Below are 23,974 nucleotides of genomic sequence, written 5' to 3' on the forward strand. Positions count from 1 at the left end.
GAATGCCGAAAGTAGCATTATTTAACCAAAGCGGTTCTAAAGTTGGTGATATTGAACTTAATGACACTGTTTTTGGTATTGAACCAAACACACATGTGTTGACTGAAGCAGTATTGATGCAAAGAGCGTCTTTACGTCAAGGTAATCACAAAGTAAAAAATCGTTCTGAAGTACGTGGCGGTGGGCGTAAGCCTTGGCGTCAAAAAGGAACAGGTCGTGCTCGTCAAGGGTCAATCCGTTCTCCACAATGGCGCGGTGGTGGTACTGTATTTGGACCGGTTCCACGCAGCTACAGCTACAAACTTCCTAAGAAAGTTCGTCGCTTAGCGATTAAATCTGCACTATCTTCTAAAGTAGTAGAAGAAAACATCTTAGTATTAGAAGCATTATCATTCGATGCTCCTAAAACAAAAGAATTTGCTAGCGTCCTAAAGGGTCTTTCTGTTGATTCTAAAACATTAGTAATCACTGACGGTCTTGACGAAAACGTAGCACTTTCAGCTCGTAACATCCCTGGTGTAACGGTTGTCACTGCAGAAGGAATTAGCGTTCTGGATGTATTAGGACATGACAAACTAGTGATGACTAAATCAGCTGTTGAAAAAGTAGAGGAGGTGCTCGCATAATGGATGTACGTGAAATCATTAAGCGCCCCGTAATTACAGAGGCTTCAACTGATCTTATGTCTGAGAAAAAGTATACTTTCGAAGTTGATACTAGAGCCAACAAAACTCAAGTAAAAGACGCCGTTCAAGCAATCTTTGACGTGAAAGTAGATAAAGTAAACATCATGAACTACAAAGGTAAGTTCAAACGCATGGGTAAACACGCTGGTTACACTAACAAGCGTCGTAAAGCTATCGTTAAGCTTACTGCTGACAGTAAAGAAATCGAATTCTTTGAAGTATAAAATTCTTTAATTAAGAAGAGGAGGGAAAAACATGGCGATTAAAAAGTATAAACCTACCTCTAATGGTCGTCGCGGCATGACTAGTTCTGATTTCGCTGAAATCACGACTGATTCTCCGGAAAAGTCACTTTTAGCACCCCTACACAAAAAGGGTGGCCGTAACAACCAAGGTAAGTTAACAGTTCGTCATCAAGGTGGCGGTCATAAGCGCCAATACCGTATCATCGATTTCAAACGTGAAAAAGATGGTATACCTGGACGCGTTGCTACGATCGAATACGATCCAAACCGCTCAGCTAATATTGCACTAATCAACTACGCTGATGGAGAAAAACGTTACATTCTAGCACCTAAAACACTTGTTGTAGGTATGGAAGTAATGTCTGGACCAGAAGCAGATATCAAAGTAGGTAATGCATTACCACTTATCAACATCCCAGTTGGTACAATCGTACACAATATTGAACTTAAACCAGGTAAGGGTGGTCAGTTAGTTCGTTCTGCTGGTACATCTGCTCAAGTACTTGGTAAAGAAGGTAAATATGTACTTGTACGTTTGAACTCTGGTGAAACTCGTATGATTCTTTCTGCTTGTCGTGCTACTATAGGTCAAGTTGGAAATGAACAACACGAACTTATCAACATTGGTAAAGCCGGTCGTTCTCGTTGGTTAGGTAAACGCCCAACAGTTCGTGGTTCTGTCATGAACCCTAACGATCACCCACACGGTGGTGGTGAAGGTCGCGCTCCAATCGGACGTAAATCACCAATGTCTCCATGGGGTAAACCTACTCTTGGATACAAGACACGTAAGAAAAACAACAAATCTGATAAATTTATTGTGCGTCGTCGCAAAAAATAACGGGATTGTACTACGGTTCCTGAAAAGAGCCGTAGATCAGTCACGAAGGGAGGTTCAAACATGGGTCGCAGCTTAAAAAAAGGACCTTTTGTTGATGATCATTTAATGAATAAGGTTGAGAAATTGAACGAAACTGAAGGCAAACAAGTTGTTAAAACTTGGTCTCGTCGCTCAACAATCTTCCCAGCATTCATCGGTCACACTATCGCAGTTTACGATGGTCGTAAACATGTACCTGTATACGTCACTGAAGACATGGTAGGACACAAGCTTGGTGAATTCGCGCCATCTCGTACTTACAAAGGTCATGCAAGTGATGATAAGAAAACAAGACGCTAATTGAGAGGAGGGTATCCTAATGCAAGCAAAAGCTGTTGCAAGAACAGTACGTATTGCTCCTCGTAAAGTACGTTTAGTCGTTGATCTAATCCGAGGAAAGCAAGTTGGAGAAGCGGTTGCTATTTTAAAGCATACACCTAAAGCTGCTTCACCAGTAATCGAAAAAGTACTTAAGTCTGCTATTGCGAACGCAGAGCACAACTTTGACATGGATATTAATAGCCTAGTGGTAACTGAGGCTTATGTAAATGAAGGACCAACACTTAAACGTTTCCGTCCTCGTGCGATGGGACGTGCAAGTCAAATTAACAAACGTACAAGTCACATTACACTTGTCGTATCAGAAAAGAAGGAGGGATAAGCTGTGGGTCAAAAAGTACATCCGGTCGGACTTCGTGTCGGAATAATCCGTGATTGGGAATCTAAATGGTACGCAGATAAAGATTACGCTAATCTATTACACGAAGACATTAAAGTACGTGAATATATTGCAAAACGTTTAGTTGACGCTTCTGTTTCTAAAGTAGAAATCGAACGCGCAGCAAATCGTATTAACATTACTGTTCATACAGCTAAACCTGGTATGGTTATCGGTAAAGGTGGTACAGAAGTTGAAGCACTTCGTAAAGCATTAAACGAACTTACTTCAAAACGTGTACACATCAACATCGTTGAAATCAAAAGAGCTGACGTTGATGCTAAACTAGTAGCTGAAAACATCGCTCGCCAATTAGAAAATCGTGTTTCTTTCCGTCGTGCTCAGAAACAATCGCTACAACGTGCGATGCGTGCCGGTGCAAAAGGAATCAAAACACAAGTATCTGGTCGTTTAGGCGGAGCAGATATCGCTCGTTCAGAACATTACAGTGAAGGTACTGTTCCACTTCATACTCTACGCGCTGACATTGACTATGCTCATGCAGAAGCTGATACAACTTATGGTAAGCTTGGCGTTAAAGTATGGATCTATCGTGGAGAAGTTCTTCCTACAAGAAAGAAATCTGAGGAAGGAGGCAAATAATTATGTTATTACCTAAACGCGTTAAACATCGTCGCGAACACCGCGGAAAAATGCGTGGACGTGCTAAAGGCGGTCAAGAAGTAGCGTTCGGTGAATACGGTTTACAAGCAGTTGAAGCTTCTTGGATCACAAACCGTCAAATCGAAGCATCTCGTATCGCTATGACTCGTTACATGAAACGTGGCGGTAAAGTATGGATTAAAATCTTCCCTCATAAACCTTACACTGCAAAACCTTTAGAAGTACGTATGGGTTCAGGTAAAGGTGCTCCAGAAGGTTGGGTAGCAGTAGTTAAGCCTGGAAAAATCATGTTTGAAATCGCTGGTGTTTCTGAAGAGGTAGCTCGTGAAGCGCTTCGTCTAGCATCACATAAACTTCCAATCAAAACGAAGTTTGTAAAACGTGAGGAAATTGGTGGTGAATCAAATGAAAAGTAATGAAATTCGTGACCTAACCACTGCTGAAATTGAACAAAAAGTAAAGACTCTGAAAGAAGAGTTATTTAACCTTCGCTTCCAACTCGCGACTGGACAATTAGAAAATACAGCTCGCATCCGTGAAGTCCGCAAAGGGATCGCTCGTATGAAAACTGTAATCCGTGAAAGAGAGATCGGGGTTAACAATCGATAAATGAGAGGAGGTTTGCTTAAATGAGTGACCGCAACCAACGTAAGGTATACACTGGCCGTGTTGTTTCCGACAAAATGGATAAAACAGTAACGGTTATGGTAGAAACTTATAAAAAGCATTCTCTATACGGCAAGCGCGTTAAGTACTCTAAGAAGTTTAAAACTCATGATGAGAACAACGAAGCAAAAGTAGGCGATATCGTACGTATCATGGAGACTCGTCCACTATCTGCTACAAAACGTTTCCGTTTAGTAGAAGTTGTTGAAAAAGCAGTTATTATCTAATATATTTGTTCGGATATTTTATATTCCGAAGGGAGGTTACCTACATGATTCAACAAGAATCACGTTTAAAAGTTGCTGACAACTCTGGTGCTCGTGAAGTATTAACTATTAAAGTGCTTGGTGGTTCTGGACGCAAGACGGCTAACATCGGTGATGTTATCGTGTGTACAGTAAAACAAGCAACACCAGGTGGCGTTGTTAAAAAAGGTGACGTAGTCAGAGCAGTTGTTGTACGTACTAAATCTGGTGTACGTCGTCAAGACGGTACTTACATTAAGTTCGACGAGAACGCTTGTGTCATTATCCGTGACGATAAGGGACCACGTGGAACTCGTATCTTCGGACCTGTTGCCCGTGAACTGCGTGACAGCAACTTTATGAAAATTGTATCTTTAGCTCCAGAAGTTCTTTAATAGATATTAGCATTGGGCCATTCAAGGAGGTGCGATGAAATGCATGTAAAAAAAGGCGATAAAGTAATGGTCATTACTGGGAAAGACAAAGGTAAGACAGGTGTTGTTCTTGCTTCATTCCCAAAGAAAGACCGAGTGCTAGTTGAAGGAATCAACGTTGTAAAAAAACACGCTAAACCTTCACAGATGAATCCGCAAGGCGGAATCATCAGCCAGGAAGCATCTATCCATGTATCAAATGTTATGCTTCTAGATCCGAAATCTAACGAGCCAACTCGTGTAGGTTATAAGACAGAAGACGGCAAAAAAGTACGTGTAGCAAAAAAATCAGGTGAAGTTCTAGATAAATAGTACGATTAAGAAGGGAGGTATTCTGAATGAACCGCCTAAAAGAAAAATTCCAACAAGAAATCAGTCCAGCTCTAGTTAGCAAATTCAATTACAAATCAGTAATGGAAGTACCTAAAGTTGAAAAGATCGTTGTCAACATGGGTGTTGGCGATGCTGTTTCAAACTCAAAAGCTCTTGATGTAGCTGTTGATGAATTAACTCAAATTACTGGTCAAAAGCCAGTTGTAACAAAAGCTAAAAAATCTATCGCAGGCTTCCGTCTTCGTGAAGGTATGCCAATCGGTGCAAAAGTTACTCTTCGCGGAGAGCGTATGTACCAATTCTTAGATAAATTAATTTCTGTTTCACTTCCACGTGTACGTGACTTCCGCGGTGTTTCTAAAAAAGCATTCGACGGTCGCGGTAACTATACATTAGGAGTAAAAGAGCAATTGATTTTCCCTGAGATTGATTATGATAAAGTGTCTAAAGCACGCGGTATGGATATCGTAATCGTAACAACTGCGAACACAGACGAAGAAGCTCGTGAATTGTTGACACAAATCGGAATGCCATTCCAAAAGTAATCGCTATATAAGGGAGGCGAAAATGTGGCTAAAAAATCTATGATTGCGAAACAAAAACGCACGCCAAAGCATAATGTTCAAGCGTATACTCGTTGCGAACGTTGCGGACGTCCTCATTCAGTTATCCGTAAATTCAAGCTTTGCCGTATTTGTTTCCGTGAACTTGCATACAAGGGTCAGATTCCTGGCGTTAAGAAAGCTAGTTGGTAATACCCCATATTGGGAAGGAGGTAAATTATTATGACAATGACAGATCCAATTGCAGATTTGCTAACTCGCATCCGTAATGCGAACATGGTTCGTCACGAAAGATTAGAAGTTCCTGCTTCTAACATCAAGAAAGAAATTGCAGAAATCCTCAAACGTGAAGGTTTCGTACGTGACGTAGAATATGTAGAAGATAACAAGCAAGGTGTTATCCGCATTTTCTTGAAATATGGAGCAAACAACGAACGTGTAATTACTGGATTAAAGCGTATCTCTAAACCTGGTTTACGTGTATATGCTAAATCTACAGAGGTACCTAGAGTGCTAAACGGTTTAGGTATCGCGCTTGTTTCTACTTCTACAGGTGTGTTAACTGATAAAGAAGCTCGTGCTCAACAAGTAGGCGGAGAAGTACTAGCTTACGTTTGGTAATATTTTTTATATGAATGGAGGTGCAACAGGATGTCACGTGTAGGAAAACTACCAGTAGAAATTCCATCTGACGTTACTCTAACAATTGCTGAAGATAACACAGTAACTGTAAAAGGACCTAAAGGGGAACTTTCTCGTACATTCAATTCTGATATTAAAGTTGAATTAGAAGGAAATGTAGCAACAGTTACTCGTCCTTCTGATGCAAAAGAACACCGCGCGTTACACGGTACAACTCGTGCCCTAATCGCGAACATGGTTGAAGGTGTATCTAAAGGATTCCAAAGAAATCTTGAGCTAGTCGGTGTAGGTTACCGTGCTCAAAAACAAGGTACTAAGCTTATCCTTAATGTTGGTTACTCTCACCCAGTTGAGATTGAACCAGAACAAGGTATCGAGATCGAAGTACCGGCTAATACAAAGATATCTATCAAAGGTATCGACAAAGAACGTGTTGGAGCATTAGCTGCTAACATTCGTGCTGTACGCTCTCCTGAGCCTTACAAAGGAAAAGGTATTCGCTACGAAGGTGAATATGTTCGTCGTAAAGAAGGTAAAACAGGTAAATAATGCCGCGTAGGCAACAGAAAGGAGTGACCGTAGGTGATTACTAAGCCAGATAAGAACAAAACACGTAAGAAGAGACATGCTCGTGTCCGTTCAAAGATTACTGGAACTGAAACTCGTCCTCGTTTGAACGTTTTCCGTTCTAACAAAAATATCTACGCTCAACTTATCGATGATATGAATGGTGTTACTCTAGTTAGTGCATCTTCTCAAGATAAAGATTTCAATCTAGACTCATCTGCTACTGCTGATGCAGCAGCTAAAGTTGGAGAACTAGTTGCGAAACGTGCAGTAGAAAAAGGATTAAAATCCGTAGTATTTGACCGTGGTGGATATTTATATCATGGCCGTATCAAAGCTTTAGCTGAAGCAGCTCGTGAAAACGGCTTAGAATTTTAATAAAAAAAGGAGGGACAATCCAGATGCGTCGTATTGATCCAAGTAAACTAGAATTTGAAGAACGCGTAGTTACAATCAATCGTGTTGCGAAAGTTGTTAAAGGTGGACGTCGTTTCCGTTTCGCTGCTCTTGTAGTAGTGGGCGACAAAAACGGCCACGTTGGTTTCGGAACGGGTAAAGCTCAAGAGGTACCTGAAGCAATCCGTAAAGCGATTGAAGATGCGAAGAAAAATCTAATTGAAGTTCCTATGGTTGAAGGTACAACACCTCACCTAGTAACTGGACGATTTGGTGCTGGTCAAATTCTGATCAAACCTGCTTCTGCGGGTACAGGAATTATTGCTGGTGGACCTGTTCGTGCCGTACTTGAATTAGCTGGTGTTCAAGATATCCTATCTAAGTCTTTAGGATCTAACACTCCAATTAACATGGTTCGCGCAACAATCGAAGGTTTAAAACAATTAAAGACCGCTGAAGACGTTGCAAAATTACGTGGTAAATCAGTAGAAGAGATTTTAGGATAAGGGAGGGATAACGATGGCTAACAAACTAGAAATTACCCTCACTCGCAGTACAATTGGTCGTCCTCAAGATCAACGCAAAACGGTTGAAGCTTTAGGGCTTCGCAAAATGCACCAAACAGTTGAGCAACAAGATAATGCTGCTATCCGCGGTATGATCAACAAAGTGGCTCACCTTGTTACAGTAACTGAAAAATAATTTTTAACGCTTAAAAAAAAGGAGGTGCCGACATGAAATTACATGAGTTAAAGCCTACAGAAGGTTCACGTAAAGTCCGCAATCGTGTAGGACGTGGTATTGGTTCAGGTAATGGAAAGACTTCTGGTAAAGGTCATAAAGGACAAAACGCCCGTTCAGGTGGCGGAACTCGTCCTGGCTTTGAGGGTGGTCAAACACCATTGTTCCAACGTCTACCTAAACGTGGATTCACGAACATCAATCGTAAAGAATATGCAATCGTCAATCTTGACGTATTGAATCGCTTCGAAGATGGTACAGAAGTTACTCCAGCTCTACTTGTAGAATCTGGTGTAGTGAGTAACGAAAAAGCAGGAATTAAGATTCTTGGTAAAGGTTCAATCGAGAAAAAGCTTACAGTAAAAGCACACAAATTCTCAACCACTGCTAAAGAAGCTATCGAAGCTGCTGGCGGTACATCCGAGGTGATCTAATGTTTCAAGCTGTCTCCAATTTTATGCGCGTGGGTGATATAAGAAACAAAATTATCTTCACCCTTCTAATGTTAATAGTCTTTCGTCTTGGTACCTTTATTCCTGTACCAAGCGTAGACGCTAATGTATTGAAAATGCAAGACCAGGCAGGGATCCTTGGATTCCTGAATACATTTGGTGGCGGTGCGTTAAAGAACTTCTCCATCTTTGCGATGGGAATCATGCCTTATATCACGGCTTCGATCATCGTGCAGCTCCTGCAAATGGATGTTGTACCGAAGTTTACTGAGTGGTCTAAGCAAGGTGAAGTCGGGCGCCGTAAATTAGCTCAGTTCACACGTTATTTCACTATCATTCTTGGATTCATCCAGGCTTTGGGAATGTCCTACGGCTTTAATAGAATTTACGGTGGAATGCTTATCCAAAACCCCGGAGTCAGTACGTACCTACTAATTGCTTTAGTTCTAACAGCTGGTACGGCTTTTCTTATGTGGCTGGGTGAACAAATCACGGCTAAAGGTGTTGGGAATGGTATTTCGATCCTGATCTTTGCAGGTATCGTTGCTGCGATCCCTAACACTGTAAACCAAATCTATGCTCAACAAATTGAGGGAGCAGGCGAACAGCTCTTCCTTCGTATTGTGGTTCTTGCACTTCTTGTTTTAGCAGTTATTGCAATCGTGGTTGGTGTCGTGTTTATCCAACAAGCACTTCGTAAGATTCCGATTCAATATGCAAAACGTTTAGTGGGGCGTAGTCCGGTTGGTGGACAATCAACACATCTACCATTAAAGGTGAATGCTGCGGGTGTTATTCCAGTTATCTTTGCGATTTCTTTTATCATCACTCCACAGACCATTTCATCCTTTTTTGGAGATAATGATGTGACCAGTACTATCCAGTACATCTTTGATTACACCAAACCAGTTGGTATGATCATCTATGTAGCTCTGATCGTTGCCTTTACGTATTTCTATGCTTTCATTCAAGTGAATCCAGAACAAATGGCTGAAAACTTGAAGAAGCAAGGTGGATATATCCCTGGTATTCGTCCAGGTAAAACCACACAAGAGTATCTCACTCGCGTTCTGTATCGTCTAACATTTGTCGGGGCCATTTTCTTAGCTGTTATTTCAGTCCTACCGGTTTTCTTCATTAACTTTGCAGGATTACCTCCTGCAGCTCAAATTGGTGGAACAAGCCTACTGATCGTAGTAGGGGTTGCACTTGAGACTATGAAGCAACTAGAGGCACAGTTAGTGAAACGTCACTACAAAGGATTTATTAAATAAGAGGGTTTTCGGGAACAACTTGTTCCTGAAACCATTTTATAGACAATTAGGGGGAGTACGAGTGAATATAGTTCTTATGGGCTTACCAGGCGCAGGAAAAGGCACTCAAGCTGAAAAAATCGTAGATAAATATGGTATCCCCCATATCTCTACAGGCGATATGTTCCGTGCAGCTATCAAAGAAGGTACTGAACTAGGCTTGAAGGCTAAATCATTCATGGATAATGGCGATCTTGTTCCTGATGAAGTGACAATCGGTATCGTCCGTGAACGGTTAAGCAAAGAGGACTGTGAAAAAGGCTTCTTACTGGATGGGTTTCCAAGAACGGTTGCTCAGGCAGAAGCACTTGAAAACATCCTAGCTGATCTTGGTAAGAAAATGAATTATGTCATTAATATAAATGTAGATAAGGACATCCTGATGGAGCGCTTGACAGGTCGCAGGATCTGTAAAGAGTGCGGCGCTACTTATCATCTTGTCTTTAATCCGCCAACAGAAGAGGGTGTTTGTGATCGCTGCAGTGGCGAGTTATATCAACGCGCAGATGATAACGAAGAAACGGTTCAAAACCGTTTGGACGTAAACATCAAACAAACCCAACCACTATTGGCTTACTACGAAGATAAAGGCTATCTGAAAAACATTGACGGTCAACAAGACATCCATAGAGTGTTTGATGACATTGATGAACTACTTGGAGGCCTTTCAAAATGATCATTTCTAAAACTCCGAGAGAGATTGAGATTATGCGGCATGCTGGTAAGATTGTTGCATTGACTCATGCGGAATTGCAAAAGTATATTTCTCCGGGAATATCGACGAAGGAATTGGATGCAATTGCTGAAAAATTCATTCGTAAACATGATGCAATTCCATCTTTTAAAGGGTATAATGGGTTTCGTGGCAGCATCTGTGCTTCAGTCAACAATGAGTTGGTACATGGAATTCCAGGCGATCGGGTATTGAAAGATGGCGATATTATCAGCATCGATATCGGTGCTAAATATAATGGTTATCACGGTGACTCAGCTTGGACATATCCAGTTGGAACAATAGATGATGAAACCCGGAAGCTTCTTGATGTAACAGAAGAATCATTATTTCTGGGACTTAAAGAAGCGAAACCAGGCGAGCGTCTGTCGAATATCTCTCATAGTATTCAAACTTTTGTTGAGGCTAACGGCTTTTCAATCGTTCGGGAGTATGTAGGACACGGAGTTGGTCAAGACTTACATGAGGACCCGCAAATCCCTCATTATGGACCACCCAACAAAGGTCCGCGTTTAAAGCCTGGCATGGTACTGGCTATTGAACCAATGGTTAATGCAGGAAGTCGATATGTTAGAACGTTATCAGATAACTGGACAGTCGTCACAGTAGATGATAAAATGTGTGCGCACTTTGAACACACCATAGCAATTACTGAAGACGGCTATGAGATATTGACGAAAGCCTAAGTGAAGGTGATTGGATTGATCGAGTCAGAATCAACGGTTCCGAGGATAGGCCAGATTGTTCAAACCCTGAAAGGGAGAGAGACTGGAAGCTACTCGGTCGTTATTCAGCAGTTGGATGAACGTTTTGTACTGATAGCAGATGGGGATAGACGAAAGTTCGATCGCGCCAAGCGAAAGAACATCGCTCATCTTCACTTGTGTGACTATGTTTCTCCAGAAGTTCAAAACAGTATTATAGAATCAGGCAGAGTAACGAACGGTAAACTGCGTTATGCTGTTTCAAAGTTTGTTAACGAAGTATTAAATGATGAGAAGAAGGGAGACATGTTCGATGGCTAAGGATGATGTAATTGAAGTTGAAGGTAAGGTCGCCGAGACTTTGCCCAATGCGATGTTTAAGGTAGAATTAGAAAATGGTCATACAGTACTGGCACATGTTTCAGGAAAGATCCGTATGCATTTCATTCGTATCCTACCTGGAGACAAGGTAACAGTGGAATTATCACCGTATGACTTAACTCGTGGTAGAATCACTTATCGTTATAAATAATCTATTGCACTCCGTACTATTAAGGAGGTTAGAATAAGATGAAAGTTAGACCATCTGTTAAAGCAATCTGCGAAAAATGTAAAGTTATTCGTAGAAAAGGTAAAGTCATGGTTATCTGTGAAAACCCTAAACACAAACAAAAACAAGGCTAATCTTAAAGGAGGTGCGCTATCACTATGGCACGTATTGCTGGTGTAGACATTCCACGTGACAAACGTGTTGTCATTTCATTAACATACATCTACGGTATTGGTAAAAATACTGCTGCGAAAATCTTATCTGAAGCTGGTGTATCTGAGGATACTCGCGTTCGCGATCTAACTGACGACGAACTAGGAAAGATTCGTGATATCGTTGATAAATTAAAAGTAGAAGGTGATCTTCGTCGTGAAGTATCACTAAACATCAAACGTCTTATGGAAATCGGTTCATACCGCGGTCTTCGTCACCGTCGTGGACTACCTGTTCGTGGACAACATACGAAGAACAATGCTCGTACACGTAAAGGTCCTCGTAAGACTGTAGCTAACAAGAAAAAATAATAGGTAAAGGAGGTTACTTCTTAGTATGGCACGTAAAACAAATACTCGTAAACGTCGTGTGAAAAAGAATATCGAAGCTGGTATTGCACACATTCGTTCTACATTCAATAACACAATCGTAACTATTACTGATGTTCACGGAAATGCTGTTGCATGGTCAAGTGCTGGTTCACTAGGATTCAGAGGTTCTCGTAAATCCACTCCATTCGCAGCTCAAATGGCAGCTGAAACTGCAGCTAAAGCTTCTCAGGAACACGGTTTAAAAACTCTTGAAGTAACAGTTAAAGGTCCTGGTGCTGGTCGTGAAGCAGCTATCCGTGCTCTTCAAGCAGCAGGTCTAGAAGTTACTGCAATCAGAGACGTTACTCCAGTTCCACATAATGGATGCCGTCCACCAAAACGTCGCCGCGTTTAATTTTCTGTATAAATTTTGTATCGTTGTCTATAATGGGATATGATACAAGATATGTTCATTCAGAAAAGTAACCAGTTGTTGGTGCACAATAGGGAACGTAAACATGGGGAATTTCGGACTTTATATTATTTAGCCCGGAGTTTCGACGTTTTGAAGGAGGGTAAATATTAATGATCGAAATTGAAAAGCCAAAAATTGAAACGGTTGAGATCAGCGATGATGCCACATATGGAAAGTTCGTCGTAGAACCACTTGAGCGTGGATATGGTACAACTTTGGGTAACTCCTTACGTCGTATCCTACTATCGTCACTCCCAGGTGCTGCTGTCACATCTATTCAAATAGATGGAGTACTGCATGAGTTTTCAACAATTGAAGGCGTCGTAGAGGATGTCACATCCATCATTTTGAATATCAAAAAATTAGCGTTGAAGATCTACTCTGATGAAGAAAAGACGCTAGAAATTGATGTACAGGGCGAAGGAGTCGTAACGGCTGCAGATATTACTCATGATAGTGATGTTGAAGTGTTAAATCCTGATTTACACATCGCAACGTTATCCAAGAGTGGTCACTTCCGAGTACGTTTAAGTGCATCCCGTGGTCGTGGGTACAGACCAGCAGACCAAAACAAACGTGAGGATCTTCCTATTGGCGTGATCCCAATCGATTCTATTTACACTCCAGTTTCACGCGTTAACTATCAAATAGAAAATACTCGTGTTGGTCAAATGACGAATTACGATAAACTTTCTCTTGATGTATGGACTGATGGAAGTATTGGACCGAAAGAAGCGATTTCTTTAGGTGCTAAGATTCTGACAGAACACTTAAATATTTTCGTTGGCCTTACAGATGAAGCGCAGAATGCTGAAATCATGGTAGAAAAAGAAGAAGACCAAAAAGAAAAAGTTCTTGAGATGACTATCGAAGAATTGGATCTTTCTGTTCGTTCTTATAACTGCCTGAAGCGTGCTGGAATCAATACTGTTCAAGAGCTTGCTAACAAGACTGAAGAAGATATGATGAAAGTGCGTAACCTAGGACGTAAATCCCTTGAAGAGGTTAAAGTTAAACTTGAAGACCTTGGACTTGGATTACGTAAAGACGACTGATAACATCTTCTTTCATATATAGATTCAACAAAGGAGGGAACCCTTAATGGCTTACAGAAAGTTAGGACGTACCAGTGCTCAACGTAAAGCAATGCTACGTGATTTAGCTACAGACCTAATCATTAACGAGCGCATTGAAACAACTGAAACTCGTGCGAAAGAGCTTCGTTCAGTTGTGGAAAAAATGATCACACTAGGTAAACGTGGTGACATTCACGCGCGTCGTCAAGCTGGTGCATTCATTCGTAAAGAAATTGCAAACGCTGAAAACAACCAAGATGCTTTACAAAAGTTATTCTCTGACATCGCTCCTCGTTACACAGAGCGTCAAGGCGGATATACTCGCATTATGAAGGTTGGTCCTCGCCGTGGTGACGGTGCTCCAATGGCAATCATCGAATTAGTTTAATAATTCGTGACTTCTAACATTAAGGGCGGGACAGTTAATCCTTAACTGCTTCTTTGCCCTTTTTGTATAAGTGCATGTGATGAAAAGCAGAGCGTTACGATGAGCAGCGCTGTCTGACTCGTCTAGCTCGTGCACCCCTTCCAACTTCTATGTTCATAGAAGCTGTTCAATGGATGAACAAGAAAAGATGTTCTTTTCTTTGGTCGGGGTGCAGGCTTTTTTTTATATGTAAAGGTTTTAGCAGAGCTGAGTAAGGATAGCGTAGAGGAGGTTACAGCATTGAAGGAAATCATTAAAGTGGACGATGTGCACTTCAGATACCCTGATCAGAATACTTATGCCCTTAAAGGCATCAGCCTGACGGTCAATCAAGGTGAATGGCTCGCGATCGTCGGACATAACGGATCCGGTAAATCCACCCTTGCCAAGATGTTGAATGGGCTTCATTTCCCCGAGAAGGGACTAGTGACGGTGGATGGGATCACTCTTGAGGAAAATTCCATCTGGGACATCCGTTCAAAGCTGGGTATGGTTTTTCAGAATCCCGATAATCAATTTGTTGGTGCTACAGTAGAGGATGATGTGGCTTTTGGGTTAGAAAACCATGGGGTACCTTATGAATCGATGGTACAGAGAGTCAATGATGCTTTAAAAAGTGTCCATATGGAAGATTTTCTTGATCAAGAGCCGCACCATTTATCAGGGGGTCAAAAGCAGCGTGTAGCGATTGCAGGGGTTGTAGCCCTGCAGCCATCTATCATCATCTTGGATGAGGCGACATCCATGCTTGACCCAAAGGGAAGACAGGAAGTTCTTGAAACAGTCAGAAAGCTAAAAGAAGAAGAGAACCTGACGGTGATCTCCATCACCCATGACCTGGAAGAAGCAACGAAGGCAGATCGTATGATTGTCTTGAATCAAGGCAGTGTCTTTAAGGAAGGGATGCCGGAAGATATTTTCCTATTAGAGGATGAACTCATAAAGCTTGGCTTGGATTCCCCTTTTACCATCAAGCTTGCCGGGGCACTGAAGGAAGCAGGGATTCCCCTGTCTAAAACATACTTTACAGAAGAAGAGTTGGTGGATGAGTTATGCAGATTACATTTCAACAGGTAGAATTCCGATATTCATTCAACACTCCATTCGAAAAACTTGCCCTTCAAGATATTAACCTTTCGATTCCAACCGGTCAGTTTCTCGCGGTGATCGGTCACACCGGTTCAGGCAAGTCTACATTGTTGCAGCATCTCAATGGATTATTGAAGCCTACAGAAGGACTTGTGCAAGTAGGCGAGCACGAAATCAAGGCAAAGGAAAAGGCAAAGAATTTAAAGCCTGTCAGACAGAAGGTAGGGATCGTCTTTCAATTTCCTGAGCATCAACTGTTTGAAGAAACCGTCCTTAAAGATATTTGTTATGGTCCGATGAACTTTGGTGTATCCGAGGAAGAGGCGATACAAAGAGCGAAAGAGTTGATTGTAAAGGTTGGTTTGCCTCTGGATGTACTGCAGAAATCCCCATTTGATCTTTCAGGCGGACAAATGAGACGTGTCGCCATTGCGGGTGTGTTGGCGATGAATCCAGAGGTCATTGTCCTGGACGAGCCTACAGCAGGACTCGACCCAAGAGGGCAGAGGGAGATCATGGACATGTTCTATGCCCTTCATAAGGAAAAAGGATTGACCACCATTCTCGTCACTCATAGCATGGAAGACGCTGCTCACTATGCAGAAGAGATCGTCATCATGCAAAAGGGCCGTTTAAAACAAAAAGGAACCCCTGCAGAAATCTTCTCACAGACGGACGAACTGTTTGAGATGGGATTGGACGTACCGGATGTGGTCCGGTTCCAATATCAATTTGAAAAAAAGACCGGAAAGAAACTTCCGAAGACGTGTCTGACAATAGACGAATTGGCTTCAGCCATCCGTGCAATCCGAGACGGAGGTAAAGGACTATGATGGAAAAAATGATCTTCGGCCGCTATGTACCGGCCAAATCCATTCTCCACCAAATGGACCCCAGGGCAAAGCTTTTATTTATTTTCGGATTTATATGTGTCGTCTTTCTGGCCAATAATGCTATAACATACGCACTGCTCGGTCTTTTTACGTTTAGCGCACTCATACTATCCAACCTTTCCATCCGTTTTATCATCGGAGGATTGAAGCCGATTCTATGGCTGATTTTGTTTACGTTTTTCTTACATGTGTTTTTTACAAAGGAAGGTCCCGTCATTTTGGACCTGGGTATCTTGTCGGTTCACGAAGAAGGGCTAAGACAGGGGATTTTTATATCATTACGATTCTTTTATCTAATCCTTGTTACTTCATTATTAACGCTCACGACCTCTCCCATAACGATCACGGACGGGCTTGAAACACTTTTGAACCCATTGAAGAAAGTGAAATTCCCTGTACATGAACTGGCACTCATGATGTCGATTTCCCTGCGGTTTATTCCAACCCTGATGGAGGAAACCGATAAAATCATGAAGGCACAGATTGCAAGGGGGGCAGAGTTTTCATCAGGTCCTATCAATGATCGGATCAAAGCCATCATCCCACTGTTGATCCCTCTCTTCGTCAGTGCATTTAAACGTGCCGAAGACCTGGCAACAGCCATGGAAGCAAGAGGGTATCAAGGAGGGGAGGGCAGGACGAAATACCGCCTGTTATCCTGGCATAAGAAGGATACGGGAGCGTTAATCGTTCTAGCCCTCCTCACAACGGTATTAATTATTTTCAGAGGATAACGGGAGTGTCACGTATGCAGAGAGTGAAGTGTACCATCGCCTATGATGGAACGTATTTTCATGGTTACCAGGTACAACCGAATCAACGTACTGTCCAGGGACTGATAGAAAGCATCTTGTCCACTATCCATAAAGGTGGTTCTGTCCGGATCAGCGGGTCTGGCCGGACCGACGCAGGCGTCCATGCAAACGGTCAGGTCTTTCATTTTGACACCCCTTTAACCATTCCAGAAGAGAAATGGCCGATCGTGTTGAATACAAGGTTACCGGATGAAGTGACCGTGAAAGAAGCCGTGTTTGTATCAACAGACTTTCATTCGCGGTTTTCCGTGGAGCAGAAAGAATACCGTTACAGAATCTATACAGGGGAATCCAGAAGTCCGTTCAACCGACATTTTGCCCTTCACTATCCCCATACGCTTTCTGTACCTGATATGGAGCGTGCTGCCCGGCACCTGATCGGGGAGCACGACTTCACAAGCTTTTGCTCAGCGAAAACGGAAGTCGAAGACAAAGTAAGAACCATTCACCGTATTGAAATTCAGGAACACGAAGAAGAAATCATTTTCTCTTTTGTGGGGAACGGATTTCTATACAATATGGTGAGGATATTGGTCGGTACTTTGTTAGAGGTGGGTACTGGGGATGTTCCTGTGGATGAGATACCTGGAATACTGGAAGCGCGGGATCGTAACCGTGCCGGAAAGACCGCCCCGCCCCATGGGTTATATCTGTGGAAAGTGTATTATGGATCTGATGAAATTTAGAGGGCGTTTAGCATTTTGAAAGAGGGTATAGTAAAGCACCCTTTTGTTGATTGGAGCGGAAGGTGCTCGACTCCTGCGGGAAACGCTGGACAGTACGAAAAGCGGAGGCGGCTCGTCCAGCCCCGACAAGCATAAGTTGAATGGGCCGAGAAGGCGTTTTTTGCCTTCTTGGACCATTTAGCTTATGACCTCGAGGGGCTTGCCGCCGTAGCTGGACAGGTGAGACCCCACAGGGCTTTAGCCCGAGGAGGCTCACCGCCAGCCCCGCGGAAAGCGAGCACCTGCAGCGGAAATCAACGACCACTATCTACCTGAGGAACAACAGTTTTTCCAATGAAAAGCTTGAACATGTATTATAAATGATAATCATGATTCAAAAAAAATACTAAAACAACTAATCCTGGTGTAACATTCTCTTGACAATAGACTGGGAACAAGATAATATAGCATATGGTATGTTATTAACCCCACGATAAGCCCCGGAAACTTATTGTGATTAGAAAATAAATACTACGGATTCATTAAATAGGAGGTTAAATCATGCGTACAACGTATATGGCAAAAGCCAATCAAATCGATCGTAAATGGTTCGTTGTAGATGCTGAAGGTAAAACTCTTGGACGTCTATCCAGTGAAGTTGCTTCAATTCTACGCGGAAAACACAAACCAACATTCACACCACATGTTGACACTGGTGATCATGTAATCATTCTTAATGCTTCAAAAATTGAACTTACTGGGAAGAAGTTAACGGACAAGATCTACTACCGTCACACTAATCACCCTGGTGGTTTAAAACAACGTACAGCATTAGAAATGCGTACAAACTACTCAGAGAAAATGCTTGAGCTTACTATCAAAGGTATGCTTCCAAAAGGTTCTCTAGGTCGTCAAATGTTCAAGAAATTACATGTATATGCTGGAGCAGAGCATAAGCATCAAGCACAACAACCTGAAGTTTACGAACTTCGTGGATAATTAATAAGAGGAGGTTATTATCTTGGCTCAAGTTCAATATTACGGAACTGGTCGTCGTAAGAGCTCAGTAGCTCGTGTACGTTTAGTACCAGGTAACGGAAACATTGTTATCAATGATCGTGAAGTAGAAGTTTATATCCCATTCGCAGCACTAAGAGAAGTAATTAAGCAACCACTAGTTGCAACTGAAACTCTTGGTAACTATGACGTTTTAGTAAACGTTAATGGTGGAGGCTATGCTGGTCAAGCTGGTGCGATCCGTCACGGAATCGCTCGTGCTTTACTACAAGCAGACCCTGAATACCGTGGATCTCTAAAACGCGCTGGATTATTAACTCGTGACTCTCGTATGAAAGAGCGTAAAAAATACGGTCTTAAAGGTGCACGTCGCGCGCCACAATTCTCTAAGCGTTAATTATTATTTCACACAAAAGCCCAGCCGATTCTGTCGGCTGGGCTTTTTTTATTTGGGTTTTTAGGGACGGACCTCCAATTTCACTTCAATTTTCAAACTGAATCCCTTTATACCAAGGAATTTCTCTTTGTTATAGAGTGGATATGGAGGTCCGTCCCTCAAAGAAAATTGGTAACAGTTACTCGAATGAAGTGGTGGGTTAAGTAGGAAAATACGTTCAAAGGGGTGAATGATTGTTGAACGTTATTACAACTTTCAATACAAAGAGAAGAGAGAAGCAGATCAAGACGGAAAGAACGTTACTGAAAGAAATTTCAATTAAGATGCTGCAGGAGAGTGTCCGGCGGCATTTTGGATATATAAAGATTCAAGGCGGCGTATTTATGCAACAGGGATTTGATGAAGCTTGTTTTGATGTAGCCATAGAAGCTTATCTCCTTGGGGGGAAGATCAGCAAATTCGGGTACTCAGGTGAAGATACCGAATTAGTGAAAAAGCGTTGTGAGGAAGAATTGAAGCATTTTATTGATACCCTATATAATTTTTGGCTGTACTGGTCTGAGATGGGTGTGTCGAATGAAGTAGATGAGTCCTTTTATTTCTGCTGTGAACACTTTGTGGAAACATGGTGGTCAGAAGGATACGAAAAAGGCATTAAGCGTCACAAATTACGGTTGCATTAATTTCAGTTCTAAAACCCATTCTTGTCCCATATTTTTTAGTAAAGGCAGCGGGGCTTCTTCCGTCGCCAAGACTTGAAATAGGAGGACTGGGATGGTTCAGAAACTGAAGGTTATCGGGATAATTTCTGCACTGGCTATTTTATTATTCATCATCCAATATAAAATATTAGACAAAGATACATGGGATTCGTGGAACCTTCCCTTGTCAGGAAAAATCATCTATATAGATCCGGGACATGGTGGACCGGACGGCGGGGCGGGAGATCAGAATGCACTTGAGAAGGACATCGCATTAAATGTCTCGCTGATGATAAGGGATTATCTTCAGGAACAAGGTGCCCTAGTGATTCTGACGCGTGAGAAGGATGAAGATCTTGCCGATGAAGACACGAGAGGATACAGCCGAAGAAAAGTGGAAGATCTTAAGAAAAGACTCAGCTTGATCAATGAATCCCAAGCGGACATGTTTCTTAGTATCCACTTGAATTCCATTCCATCTGCGAAATGGAGCGGTGCCCAAACCTTCTACAATCCAAAGTATGAAGAAAACAAAGCACTCGCCAAAGCGATCCAAGCAGAACTGACACGAAACTTGGAAAACACGACCCGGGAAGCAAAGGGTCTGCAAAATGTCTATATCCTGAAACATGCTAAAAAGTCCGGAGCCCTCGTGGAAATCGGTTTCCTCTCAAACCCTGGAGAACGTGCCAACCTCCTTAAAGAGGATTACCAGCAAAAGATTGCTGCTTCCGTCTACCAGGGGGTACTGAACTATCTGACCATGGATGACAAAGAAAAAGCTGACGAGGAATAACCTCTCAGCTTTTTTATTATTCAACAAAAGCATTCAAAACCTTTTGAGCATTCATTCAACTGAGAATATGTTATACTGAAAACAGATGATTGAAAACGAATACATAGAAAAGGGTGGTTATTCATGTTATCGGAACAACAAACACGCGAACTTTTATTTGGATTAAAAGATCCTTTTTTAAATAAAACCTTACAAGAAACAAATGGTGTTGTAGACATCTCCGTTAAAGAAGAAAAAAACCATGTCAGTGTGAAAATTGCCATCGCCAAAACGGGTACCGGGGAGCAAATGCAATTTCAACAGCAGATTGTACAAGTATTAAAGGAGAATGGAGCGGAATCTGTCGGGATCCGTTTCACAGAGCTTCCGGAAGAGGAGCTTGAAAAGCATAGAGGCGCAGGTGGAGAAGGAACGGACCTGTTATCCCCTGCAAGTAAGACGACCTTCATTGCGATTGCCAGCGGAAAAGGCGGCGTAGGAAAGTCAACGGTTTCGGTTAACCTTGCCGTCTCACTTGCCCGACAAGGCAAAAAGGTGGGGCTTGTGGATGCCGATATTTACGGATTCAGCGTTCCCGATATGATGGGGATCGTGAAGAGGCCGGTCGTACGCGGGGAAAGAATTATTCCAGTAGAACGATTCGGCGTGAAGGTCATCTCCATGGGATTCTTCGTAGAGGATAATGCCCCTGTTATTTGGAGAGGGCCGATGCTTGGTAAGATGCTGAATAACTTCTTCTCAGAAGTCGAGTGGGGCGAATTGGATTATTTACTGCTGGACCTGCCGCCGGGGACAGGGGACGTTGCTCTTGATCTTCATACGATGCTTCCGCATTGTAAAGAAATCATCGTGACGACACCTCATCCGACAGCAGCTTTCGTAGCAGCCCGTGCAGGAGCCATGGCCCTTCAAACTGACCATGACATCCTTGGTGTGGTAGAAAACATGTCTTACTTTGAAAGCAAACTGACAGGTGAAAAGGAATTCGTATTCGGTCAGGGCGGTGGAGAGAAGCTTACAGAAGAGCTCCGTACCGATTTACTTGGCAAGCTTCCACTTCAGCAACCGGACTGGAATGAAGCGGATTTTGCCCCTTCCATTTATGCAGAGGATCATCGACTGGGTCAGATATATGGAGAGATCGCTCACAAAGTAATTGAGAAGTTATCTTAAATAAACAAAATGGACCAATGCTGAAATATGCATTGGTCCATTTTGATATCATTAGGCAAGACTAACTTTAAAAACAGAACTATTGGCCTCCGCCTCCGCTTCCTGTACCACCCGAGTCACCGGAACCACCCTGGTTACCACCGGAGGATTCACTGCTGTTGCCTTCACTTTTTCCGCCATCTTTGATTTCCCCTGCAGCCTTCAATAAAACGTCCTGCAGCTTCGCCTTGAATAATGGGCTTTGGAAGGTCTCCGTAATCACCTTTTGCAGATGCTCTTTGTATTCCTGGCTCTTTAATACTTCTGTGAGCTCTTTCTTAAATTCCGGATCCTTTAAGAGGTCCATCATCATTCCTTGGTACTCAGGGTCCTTCATGAGGTCCTTGAGCAGTTTTTCATTGCCATCCTTCATGCTTTTTGCCATGGCTTCAGCAAACTTCGGATCTTCAAAGGATTTCTTCCAGAATTCTGTTCCCTTTTCGGATGTGAGGGTTTTGGATATCGTATCGGTTACAACACCCTGATCCATAATAAGCTCAGCCTTCATTTTTTCATCAGACATGACTTGTTGGATGGCTTTTTTACCATCATCAGTCTTTAATATATCAACAACCATCTTCTTGGTTTCTTCATAATCCATTTTGCCACTGCCTGTATCCCCGCCACCGCCACAAGCGGATAGAAGAAGAAGGGGCAATAGAAAAAGAAAGGAATATCTTTTCATGGGTAGGCTCCTTCCATACAAATTCCCTTACCCTTAATATGAGAAATATCGAAAAAAATATGCACAGGTAAAATTGGAACCTGGATTTTTTAAACATGCGTTGGTACAATCAAGTGAGTGTATATTTTTTATTTGGAGGAAAATAGAAGTGACCATCCGAAATTGGATTCGTTTATTTATTCATACGTTAGTAATTGGTGGAGCCGTAACAGGCGTGGCCGCCCTTATCATAAGATGGGATCAGTTCGGACCATACTTTCAGGACGGTAACGTGATTGGGATATTATCGAGTTTACTTTGGTTCATATTTGTAGGGTTTACTTTTAGTGTCATCAGTCAAATGGGCTATTTCGCTTACTTAACCATCCATCAATTCGGGATGGGTATGTTCAAGAGCTTATGGAACCCCGTTCAACTGGTGCTGATCGCCCTAGTCCTGTTCGATTTGATTTACTTCCGATTCAGAGCCTTCGCTGTAGAAGGAGAGTCGTATACGCCTTATATACTACTCGGGATCGGGATCTTTGTGGTGGGTCTTGTGGTTGCTTATATCAAGAATCAACAATCAGAAGCAAAAACCAACACATTTGTATCAGCCCTATTCTTTATGATCGTCGTGACGACACTTGAATGGCTTCCAGTATTACTGGTGAATTCAGTGAAATGGCTGTATCTTATGCTGCTCGCCCTTCTTGCCTGTAACGCATTCCAACTATTGCGCCTTCCTAAGTACATAGAGAAGTCCCAGACGGAAAGAGAACGCAGACAATCGGTTAAAAACTAAAAAAATCCCGCAGGTGTCGATGTTCACCTGCGGGATTTTTCTATTGTATAAGCGATGACTTGGCATCACCGTTTGAAATCATGTCGGATACCGTAATGAAGTTTCCTTTTCCTTTTAGCTCTTTCACTATGGACGGCAAGGCGTCCTTCGTCTGTTTAGCTGAATCTGATGCATGAAGCAGGATGATGTCCCCTTTTTTTGCTTTGCTAACATTATTTAGGATTTCTTCCACACCGGGATTGGTCCAATCCTTTGAGTCCACGCTCCAGTGGACGACCGTTAAGCCGAGAGAATCGGCAACCTTCAATGTTGCTTTATCGAAATGTCCCGTTGGAACGCGTAATAATTTCACATCTTTCACATTCAATTTCTTAAAGACCTCATCCGCCTTCATTATGTCCTTCTTAATTTTGTTCGGTTCCATCTCCGTATAGTCGGAATAGGCATAGCCAAGATTTCCGATCTCATAACCCTGCTTCACGATTTGTTCCACTAAATCGGGATGTCGCTCAGCCCAGGCCCCGGAAAGAAAGAAGGTAGCGGCTGGCACATTCATTTTCTTTAACTCTTCAAGGATCGGCTTTGCCTTTTCATCTCCCCAACCAATGTTGAAGGTAATTGCCACGCCCTTTTCCCCTTTGTAAATTGCTTTTGGACCATCCTTCGTACTGAAAACCGAAAGTGTCGAAAGGTTACTGCTATATACAAACAAAGCAGTAAAGAAAGAAATCACGATGATCAAACTAATTTGCTTCAATTTCTTAGCGTTTACTATGTGAAACGTATTCAATGTCATCCCTCCGTTCAACCGTCTGTCTTTACTAAAGATATGCATGTCCCCCAAAAAAATATCTATCTGACAGAAAAAGTGATTATAAATATCTTTTAATGGAAAAAACTACAAATACCAACATAAAGGGGTGACA

The 23,974-nt window shown here is 42.3% G+C and carries 41 protein-coding genes; 39 read left to right on the forward strand and 2 right to left on the reverse strand.

Annotated features, from left to right (window positions below; genetic code table 11):
* Positions 1-2 precede the first annotated feature (2 nt).
* From rplD to AC0VXY_RS00930, 38 genes are all read left to right on the forward strand, one after another.
* Positions 3-626: a 50S ribosomal protein L4 gene (rplD, locus tag AC0VXY_RS00745; RefSeq protein ID WP_475526611.1), complete on the forward strand. Its 624-nt coding sequence runs from the start codon at positions 3-5 to the stop codon at positions 624-626.
* Entirely contained in the window at positions 626-910 is a 285-nt protein-coding gene (gene rplW, locus AC0VXY_RS00750; RefSeq protein ID WP_034765982.1) for a 50S ribosomal protein L23, read from the forward strand. The genes rplD and rplW overlap by 1 nt, the downstream gene beginning before the upstream one ends.
* A 31-nt stretch (positions 911-941) precedes the next feature.
* Complete coding sequence (gene rplB / locus AC0VXY_RS00755) at positions 942-1,772, forward strand: 50S ribosomal protein L2 (protein ID WP_060674122.1); 831 nt, start codon at positions 942-944, stop codon at positions 1,770-1,772.
* Positions 1,773-1,832: 60 nt separating this feature from the next.
* Positions 1,833-2,111 (forward strand): 30S ribosomal protein S19, encoded by a 279-nt coding sequence (rpsS, locus tag AC0VXY_RS00760; protein ID WP_060674120.1) that lies wholly within the window; start codon positions 1,833-1,835, stop codon positions 2,109-2,111.
* A gap of 19 nt (positions 2,112-2,130) precedes the next feature.
* A complete protein-coding gene (gene rplV / locus AC0VXY_RS00765; RefSeq protein WP_034765976.1) occupies positions 2,131-2,472 on the forward strand; it encodes a 50S ribosomal protein L22 in 342 nt (113 codons plus the stop codon).
* A 3-nt stretch (positions 2,473-2,475) separates the two neighbouring features.
* Positions 2,476-3,132, forward strand: coding sequence for a 30S ribosomal protein S3 (gene rpsC / locus AC0VXY_RS00770; RefSeq protein ID WP_060674118.1), 657 nt, complete (start codon positions 2,476-2,478; stop codon positions 3,130-3,132).
* 2 nt (positions 3,133-3,134) lie between these two features.
* Positions 3,135-3,569, forward strand: coding sequence for a 50S ribosomal protein L16 (gene rplP, locus AC0VXY_RS00775; protein WP_060674116.1), 435 nt, complete (start codon positions 3,135-3,137; stop codon positions 3,567-3,569).
* A complete protein-coding gene (gene rpmC, locus AC0VXY_RS00780) occupies positions 3,559-3,762 on the forward strand; it encodes a 50S ribosomal protein L29 (RefSeq protein ID WP_060674114.1) in 204 nt (67 codons plus the stop codon). The genes rplP and rpmC overlap by 11 nt, the downstream gene beginning before the upstream one ends.
* 20 nt (positions 3,763-3,782) lie before the next feature.
* A complete protein-coding gene (gene rpsQ, locus AC0VXY_RS00785) occupies positions 3,783-4,046 on the forward strand; it encodes a 30S ribosomal protein S17 (protein ID WP_032085279.1) in 264 nt (87 codons plus the stop codon).
* Positions 4,047-4,090: 44 nt separating this feature from the next.
* Complete coding sequence (rplN, locus tag AC0VXY_RS00790; RefSeq protein ID WP_060674112.1) at positions 4,091-4,459, forward strand: 50S ribosomal protein L14; 369 nt, start codon at positions 4,091-4,093, stop codon at positions 4,457-4,459.
* A 39-nt stretch (positions 4,460-4,498) separates the two neighbouring features.
* On the forward strand, positions 4,499-4,810 hold the full coding sequence (rplX, locus tag AC0VXY_RS00795; protein WP_034765969.1) for a 50S ribosomal protein L24: 312 nt from the start codon (positions 4,499-4,501) through the stop codon (positions 4,808-4,810).
* Positions 4,811-4,836: 26 nt separating this feature from the next.
* Positions 4,837-5,376: a 50S ribosomal protein L5 gene (gene rplE / locus AC0VXY_RS00800; RefSeq protein WP_060674110.1), complete on the forward strand. Its 540-nt coding sequence runs from the start codon at positions 4,837-4,839 to the stop codon at positions 5,374-5,376.
* A gap of 24 nt (positions 5,377-5,400) precedes the next feature.
* Positions 5,401-5,586, forward strand: a complete 186-nt coding sequence (locus tag AC0VXY_RS00805; protein WP_010191505.1) for a type Z 30S ribosomal protein S14 — start codon at positions 5,401-5,403, stop codon at positions 5,584-5,586.
* Positions 5,587-5,616: 30 nt separating this feature from the next.
* Positions 5,617-6,015 carry a 30S ribosomal protein S8 gene (gene rpsH, locus AC0VXY_RS00810; protein WP_060674108.1) on the forward strand — a complete coding sequence of 133 codons (399 nt, stop codon included), beginning with the start codon at positions 5,617-5,619 and terminating at the stop codon, positions 6,013-6,015.
* A 30-nt stretch (positions 6,016-6,045) separates the two neighbouring features.
* Entirely contained in the window at positions 6,046-6,585 is a 540-nt protein-coding gene (rplF, locus tag AC0VXY_RS00815; protein WP_435994206.1) for a 50S ribosomal protein L6, read from the forward strand.
* Between the two features lie 33 nt (positions 6,586-6,618).
* On the forward strand, positions 6,619-6,981 hold the full coding sequence (gene rplR, locus AC0VXY_RS00820) for a 50S ribosomal protein L18 (protein ID WP_201716422.1): 363 nt from the start codon (positions 6,619-6,621) through the stop codon (positions 6,979-6,981).
* A 23-nt stretch (positions 6,982-7,004) separates the two neighbouring features.
* Entirely contained in the window at positions 7,005-7,505 is a 501-nt protein-coding gene (gene rpsE / locus AC0VXY_RS00825; RefSeq protein ID WP_060674103.1) for a 30S ribosomal protein S5, read from the forward strand.
* 13 nt (positions 7,506-7,518) lie between these two features.
* The gene (gene rpmD / locus AC0VXY_RS00830) at positions 7,519-7,701 is read left to right on the forward strand and encodes a 50S ribosomal protein L30 (RefSeq protein ID WP_044340532.1); all 183 of its coding nucleotides are present in this window, start codon (positions 7,519-7,521) and stop codon (positions 7,699-7,701) included.
* A 32-nt stretch (positions 7,702-7,733) separates the two neighbouring features.
* Complete coding sequence (rplO, locus tag AC0VXY_RS00835; protein WP_060674101.1) at positions 7,734-8,174, forward strand: 50S ribosomal protein L15; 441 nt, start codon at positions 7,734-7,736, stop codon at positions 8,172-8,174.
* On the forward strand, positions 8,174-9,466 hold the full coding sequence (gene secY, locus AC0VXY_RS00840; RefSeq protein WP_435994202.1) for a preprotein translocase subunit SecY: 1,293 nt from the start codon (positions 8,174-8,176) through the stop codon (positions 9,464-9,466). Before rplO ends, secY begins: the two co-directional genes overlap by 1 nt.
* A 61-nt stretch (positions 9,467-9,527) precedes the next feature.
* A complete protein-coding gene (locus tag AC0VXY_RS00845; RefSeq protein WP_435994200.1) occupies positions 9,528-10,181 on the forward strand; it encodes an adenylate kinase in 654 nt (217 codons plus the stop codon).
* Positions 10,178-10,924, forward strand: coding sequence for a type I methionyl aminopeptidase (gene map, locus AC0VXY_RS00850; protein ID WP_034765949.1), 747 nt, complete (start codon positions 10,178-10,180; stop codon positions 10,922-10,924). The genes AC0VXY_RS00845 and map overlap by 4 nt, the downstream gene beginning before the upstream one ends.
* A gap of 15 nt (positions 10,925-10,939) precedes the next feature.
* Positions 10,940-11,263 (forward strand): KOW domain-containing RNA-binding protein, encoded by a 324-nt coding sequence (locus tag AC0VXY_RS00855; RefSeq protein ID WP_034765947.1) that lies wholly within the window; start codon positions 10,940-10,942, stop codon positions 11,261-11,263.
* Positions 11,256-11,474 carry a translation initiation factor IF-1 gene (gene infA, locus AC0VXY_RS00860; RefSeq protein WP_034765945.1) on the forward strand — a complete coding sequence of 73 codons (219 nt, stop codon included), beginning with the start codon at positions 11,256-11,258 and terminating at the stop codon, positions 11,472-11,474. The genes AC0VXY_RS00855 and infA overlap by 8 nt, the downstream gene beginning before the upstream one ends.
* Positions 11,475-11,512: 38 nt before the next feature.
* Positions 11,513-11,626 (forward strand): 50S ribosomal protein L36, encoded by a 114-nt coding sequence (rpmJ, locus tag AC0VXY_RS00865; protein WP_435994197.1) that lies wholly within the window; start codon positions 11,513-11,515, stop codon positions 11,624-11,626.
* Positions 11,627-11,650: 24 nt separating this feature from the next.
* The gene (gene rpsM, locus AC0VXY_RS00870) at positions 11,651-12,016 is read left to right on the forward strand and encodes a 30S ribosomal protein S13 (protein WP_034765943.1); all 366 of its coding nucleotides are present in this window, start codon (positions 11,651-11,653) and stop codon (positions 12,014-12,016) included.
* Between the two features lie 25 nt (positions 12,017-12,041).
* The gene (rpsK, locus tag AC0VXY_RS00875) at positions 12,042-12,431 is read left to right on the forward strand and encodes a 30S ribosomal protein S11 (protein WP_032085294.1); all 390 of its coding nucleotides are present in this window, start codon (positions 12,042-12,044) and stop codon (positions 12,429-12,431) included.
* 170 nt (positions 12,432-12,601) lie between these two features.
* Positions 12,602-13,546, forward strand: coding sequence for a DNA-directed RNA polymerase subunit alpha (locus tag AC0VXY_RS00880; RefSeq protein WP_034765941.1), 945 nt, complete (start codon positions 12,602-12,604; stop codon positions 13,544-13,546).
* A gap of 46 nt (positions 13,547-13,592) precedes the next feature.
* Complete coding sequence (rplQ, locus tag AC0VXY_RS00885) at positions 13,593-13,955, forward strand: 50S ribosomal protein L17 (RefSeq protein WP_064091234.1); 363 nt, start codon at positions 13,593-13,595, stop codon at positions 13,953-13,955.
* 279 nt (positions 13,956-14,234) lie between these two features.
* Positions 14,235-15,071: an energy-coupling factor ABC transporter ATP-binding protein gene (locus AC0VXY_RS00890; RefSeq protein WP_475526613.1), complete on the forward strand. Its 837-nt coding sequence runs from the start codon at positions 14,235-14,237 to the stop codon at positions 15,069-15,071.
* On the forward strand, positions 15,047-15,916 hold the full coding sequence (locus tag AC0VXY_RS00895) for an energy-coupling factor ABC transporter ATP-binding protein (protein WP_475526614.1): 870 nt from the start codon (positions 15,047-15,049) through the stop codon (positions 15,914-15,916). The genes AC0VXY_RS00890 and AC0VXY_RS00895 overlap by 25 nt, the downstream gene beginning before the upstream one ends.
* Positions 15,913-16,710, forward strand: a complete 798-nt coding sequence (locus tag AC0VXY_RS00900; RefSeq protein WP_475526615.1) for an energy-coupling factor transporter transmembrane component T family protein — start codon at positions 15,913-15,915, stop codon at positions 16,708-16,710. The genes AC0VXY_RS00895 and AC0VXY_RS00900 overlap by 4 nt, the downstream gene beginning before the upstream one ends.
* A 14-nt stretch (positions 16,711-16,724) precedes the next feature.
* Positions 16,725-17,477, forward strand: a complete 753-nt coding sequence (gene truA, locus AC0VXY_RS00905) for a tRNA pseudouridine(38-40) synthase TruA (protein ID WP_475526616.1) — start codon at positions 16,725-16,727, stop codon at positions 17,475-17,477.
* A 540-nt stretch (positions 17,478-18,017) separates the two neighbouring features.
* Positions 18,018-18,455: a 50S ribosomal protein L13 gene (rplM, locus tag AC0VXY_RS00910; protein ID WP_098438503.1), complete on the forward strand. Its 438-nt coding sequence runs from the start codon at positions 18,018-18,020 to the stop codon at positions 18,453-18,455.
* A gap of 22 nt (positions 18,456-18,477) precedes the next feature.
* Entirely contained in the window at positions 18,478-18,870 is a 393-nt protein-coding gene (gene rpsI / locus AC0VXY_RS00915; RefSeq protein WP_060674087.1) for a 30S ribosomal protein S9, read from the forward strand.
* A 236-nt stretch (positions 18,871-19,106) separates the two neighbouring features.
* Positions 19,107-19,553: a DUF2521 family protein gene (locus AC0VXY_RS00920; protein WP_435994185.1), complete on the forward strand. Its 447-nt coding sequence runs from the start codon at positions 19,107-19,109 to the stop codon at positions 19,551-19,553.
* 91 nt (positions 19,554-19,644) lie between these two features.
* A complete protein-coding gene (gene cwlD, locus AC0VXY_RS00925) occupies positions 19,645-20,367 on the forward strand; it encodes an N-acetylmuramoyl-L-alanine amidase CwlD (RefSeq protein ID WP_475526617.1) in 723 nt (240 codons plus the stop codon).
* Between the two features lie 123 nt (positions 20,368-20,490).
* The gene (locus tag AC0VXY_RS00930; RefSeq protein WP_159360934.1) at positions 20,491-21,540 is read left to right on the forward strand and encodes a P-loop NTPase; all 1,050 of its coding nucleotides are present in this window, start codon (positions 20,491-20,493) and stop codon (positions 21,538-21,540) included.
* A gap of 79 nt (positions 21,541-21,619) precedes the next feature.
* Here the strand turns inward: AC0VXY_RS00930 and gerD are convergent, their stop codons facing one another.
* Positions 21,620-22,264 carry a spore germination lipoprotein GerD gene (gene gerD, locus AC0VXY_RS00935; RefSeq protein ID WP_435994179.1) on the reverse strand — a complete coding sequence of 215 codons (645 nt, stop codon included), beginning with the start codon at positions 22,262-22,264 and terminating at the stop codon, positions 21,620-21,622.
* Between the two features lie 148 nt (positions 22,265-22,412).
* Here gerD and AC0VXY_RS00940 point away from each other — a divergent pair, with 148 nt between their 5' ends.
* The gene (locus tag AC0VXY_RS00940) at positions 22,413-23,048 is read left to right on the forward strand and encodes a KinB-signaling pathway activation protein (protein ID WP_475526618.1); all 636 of its coding nucleotides are present in this window, start codon (positions 22,413-22,415) and stop codon (positions 23,046-23,048) included.
* A gap of 40 nt (positions 23,049-23,088) precedes the next feature.
* On the opposite strand, the gene pdaB is transcribed toward AC0VXY_RS00940, so the two are convergent.
* Complete coding sequence (pdaB, locus tag AC0VXY_RS00945) at positions 23,089-23,838, reverse strand: polysaccharide deacetylase family sporulation protein PdaB (RefSeq protein ID WP_475526619.1); 750 nt, start codon at positions 23,836-23,838, stop codon at positions 23,089-23,091.
* Positions 23,839-23,974: the final 136 nt, after the last annotated feature.

The organism is Rossellomorea sp. QJM3NY_18 (assembly GCF_056173145.1).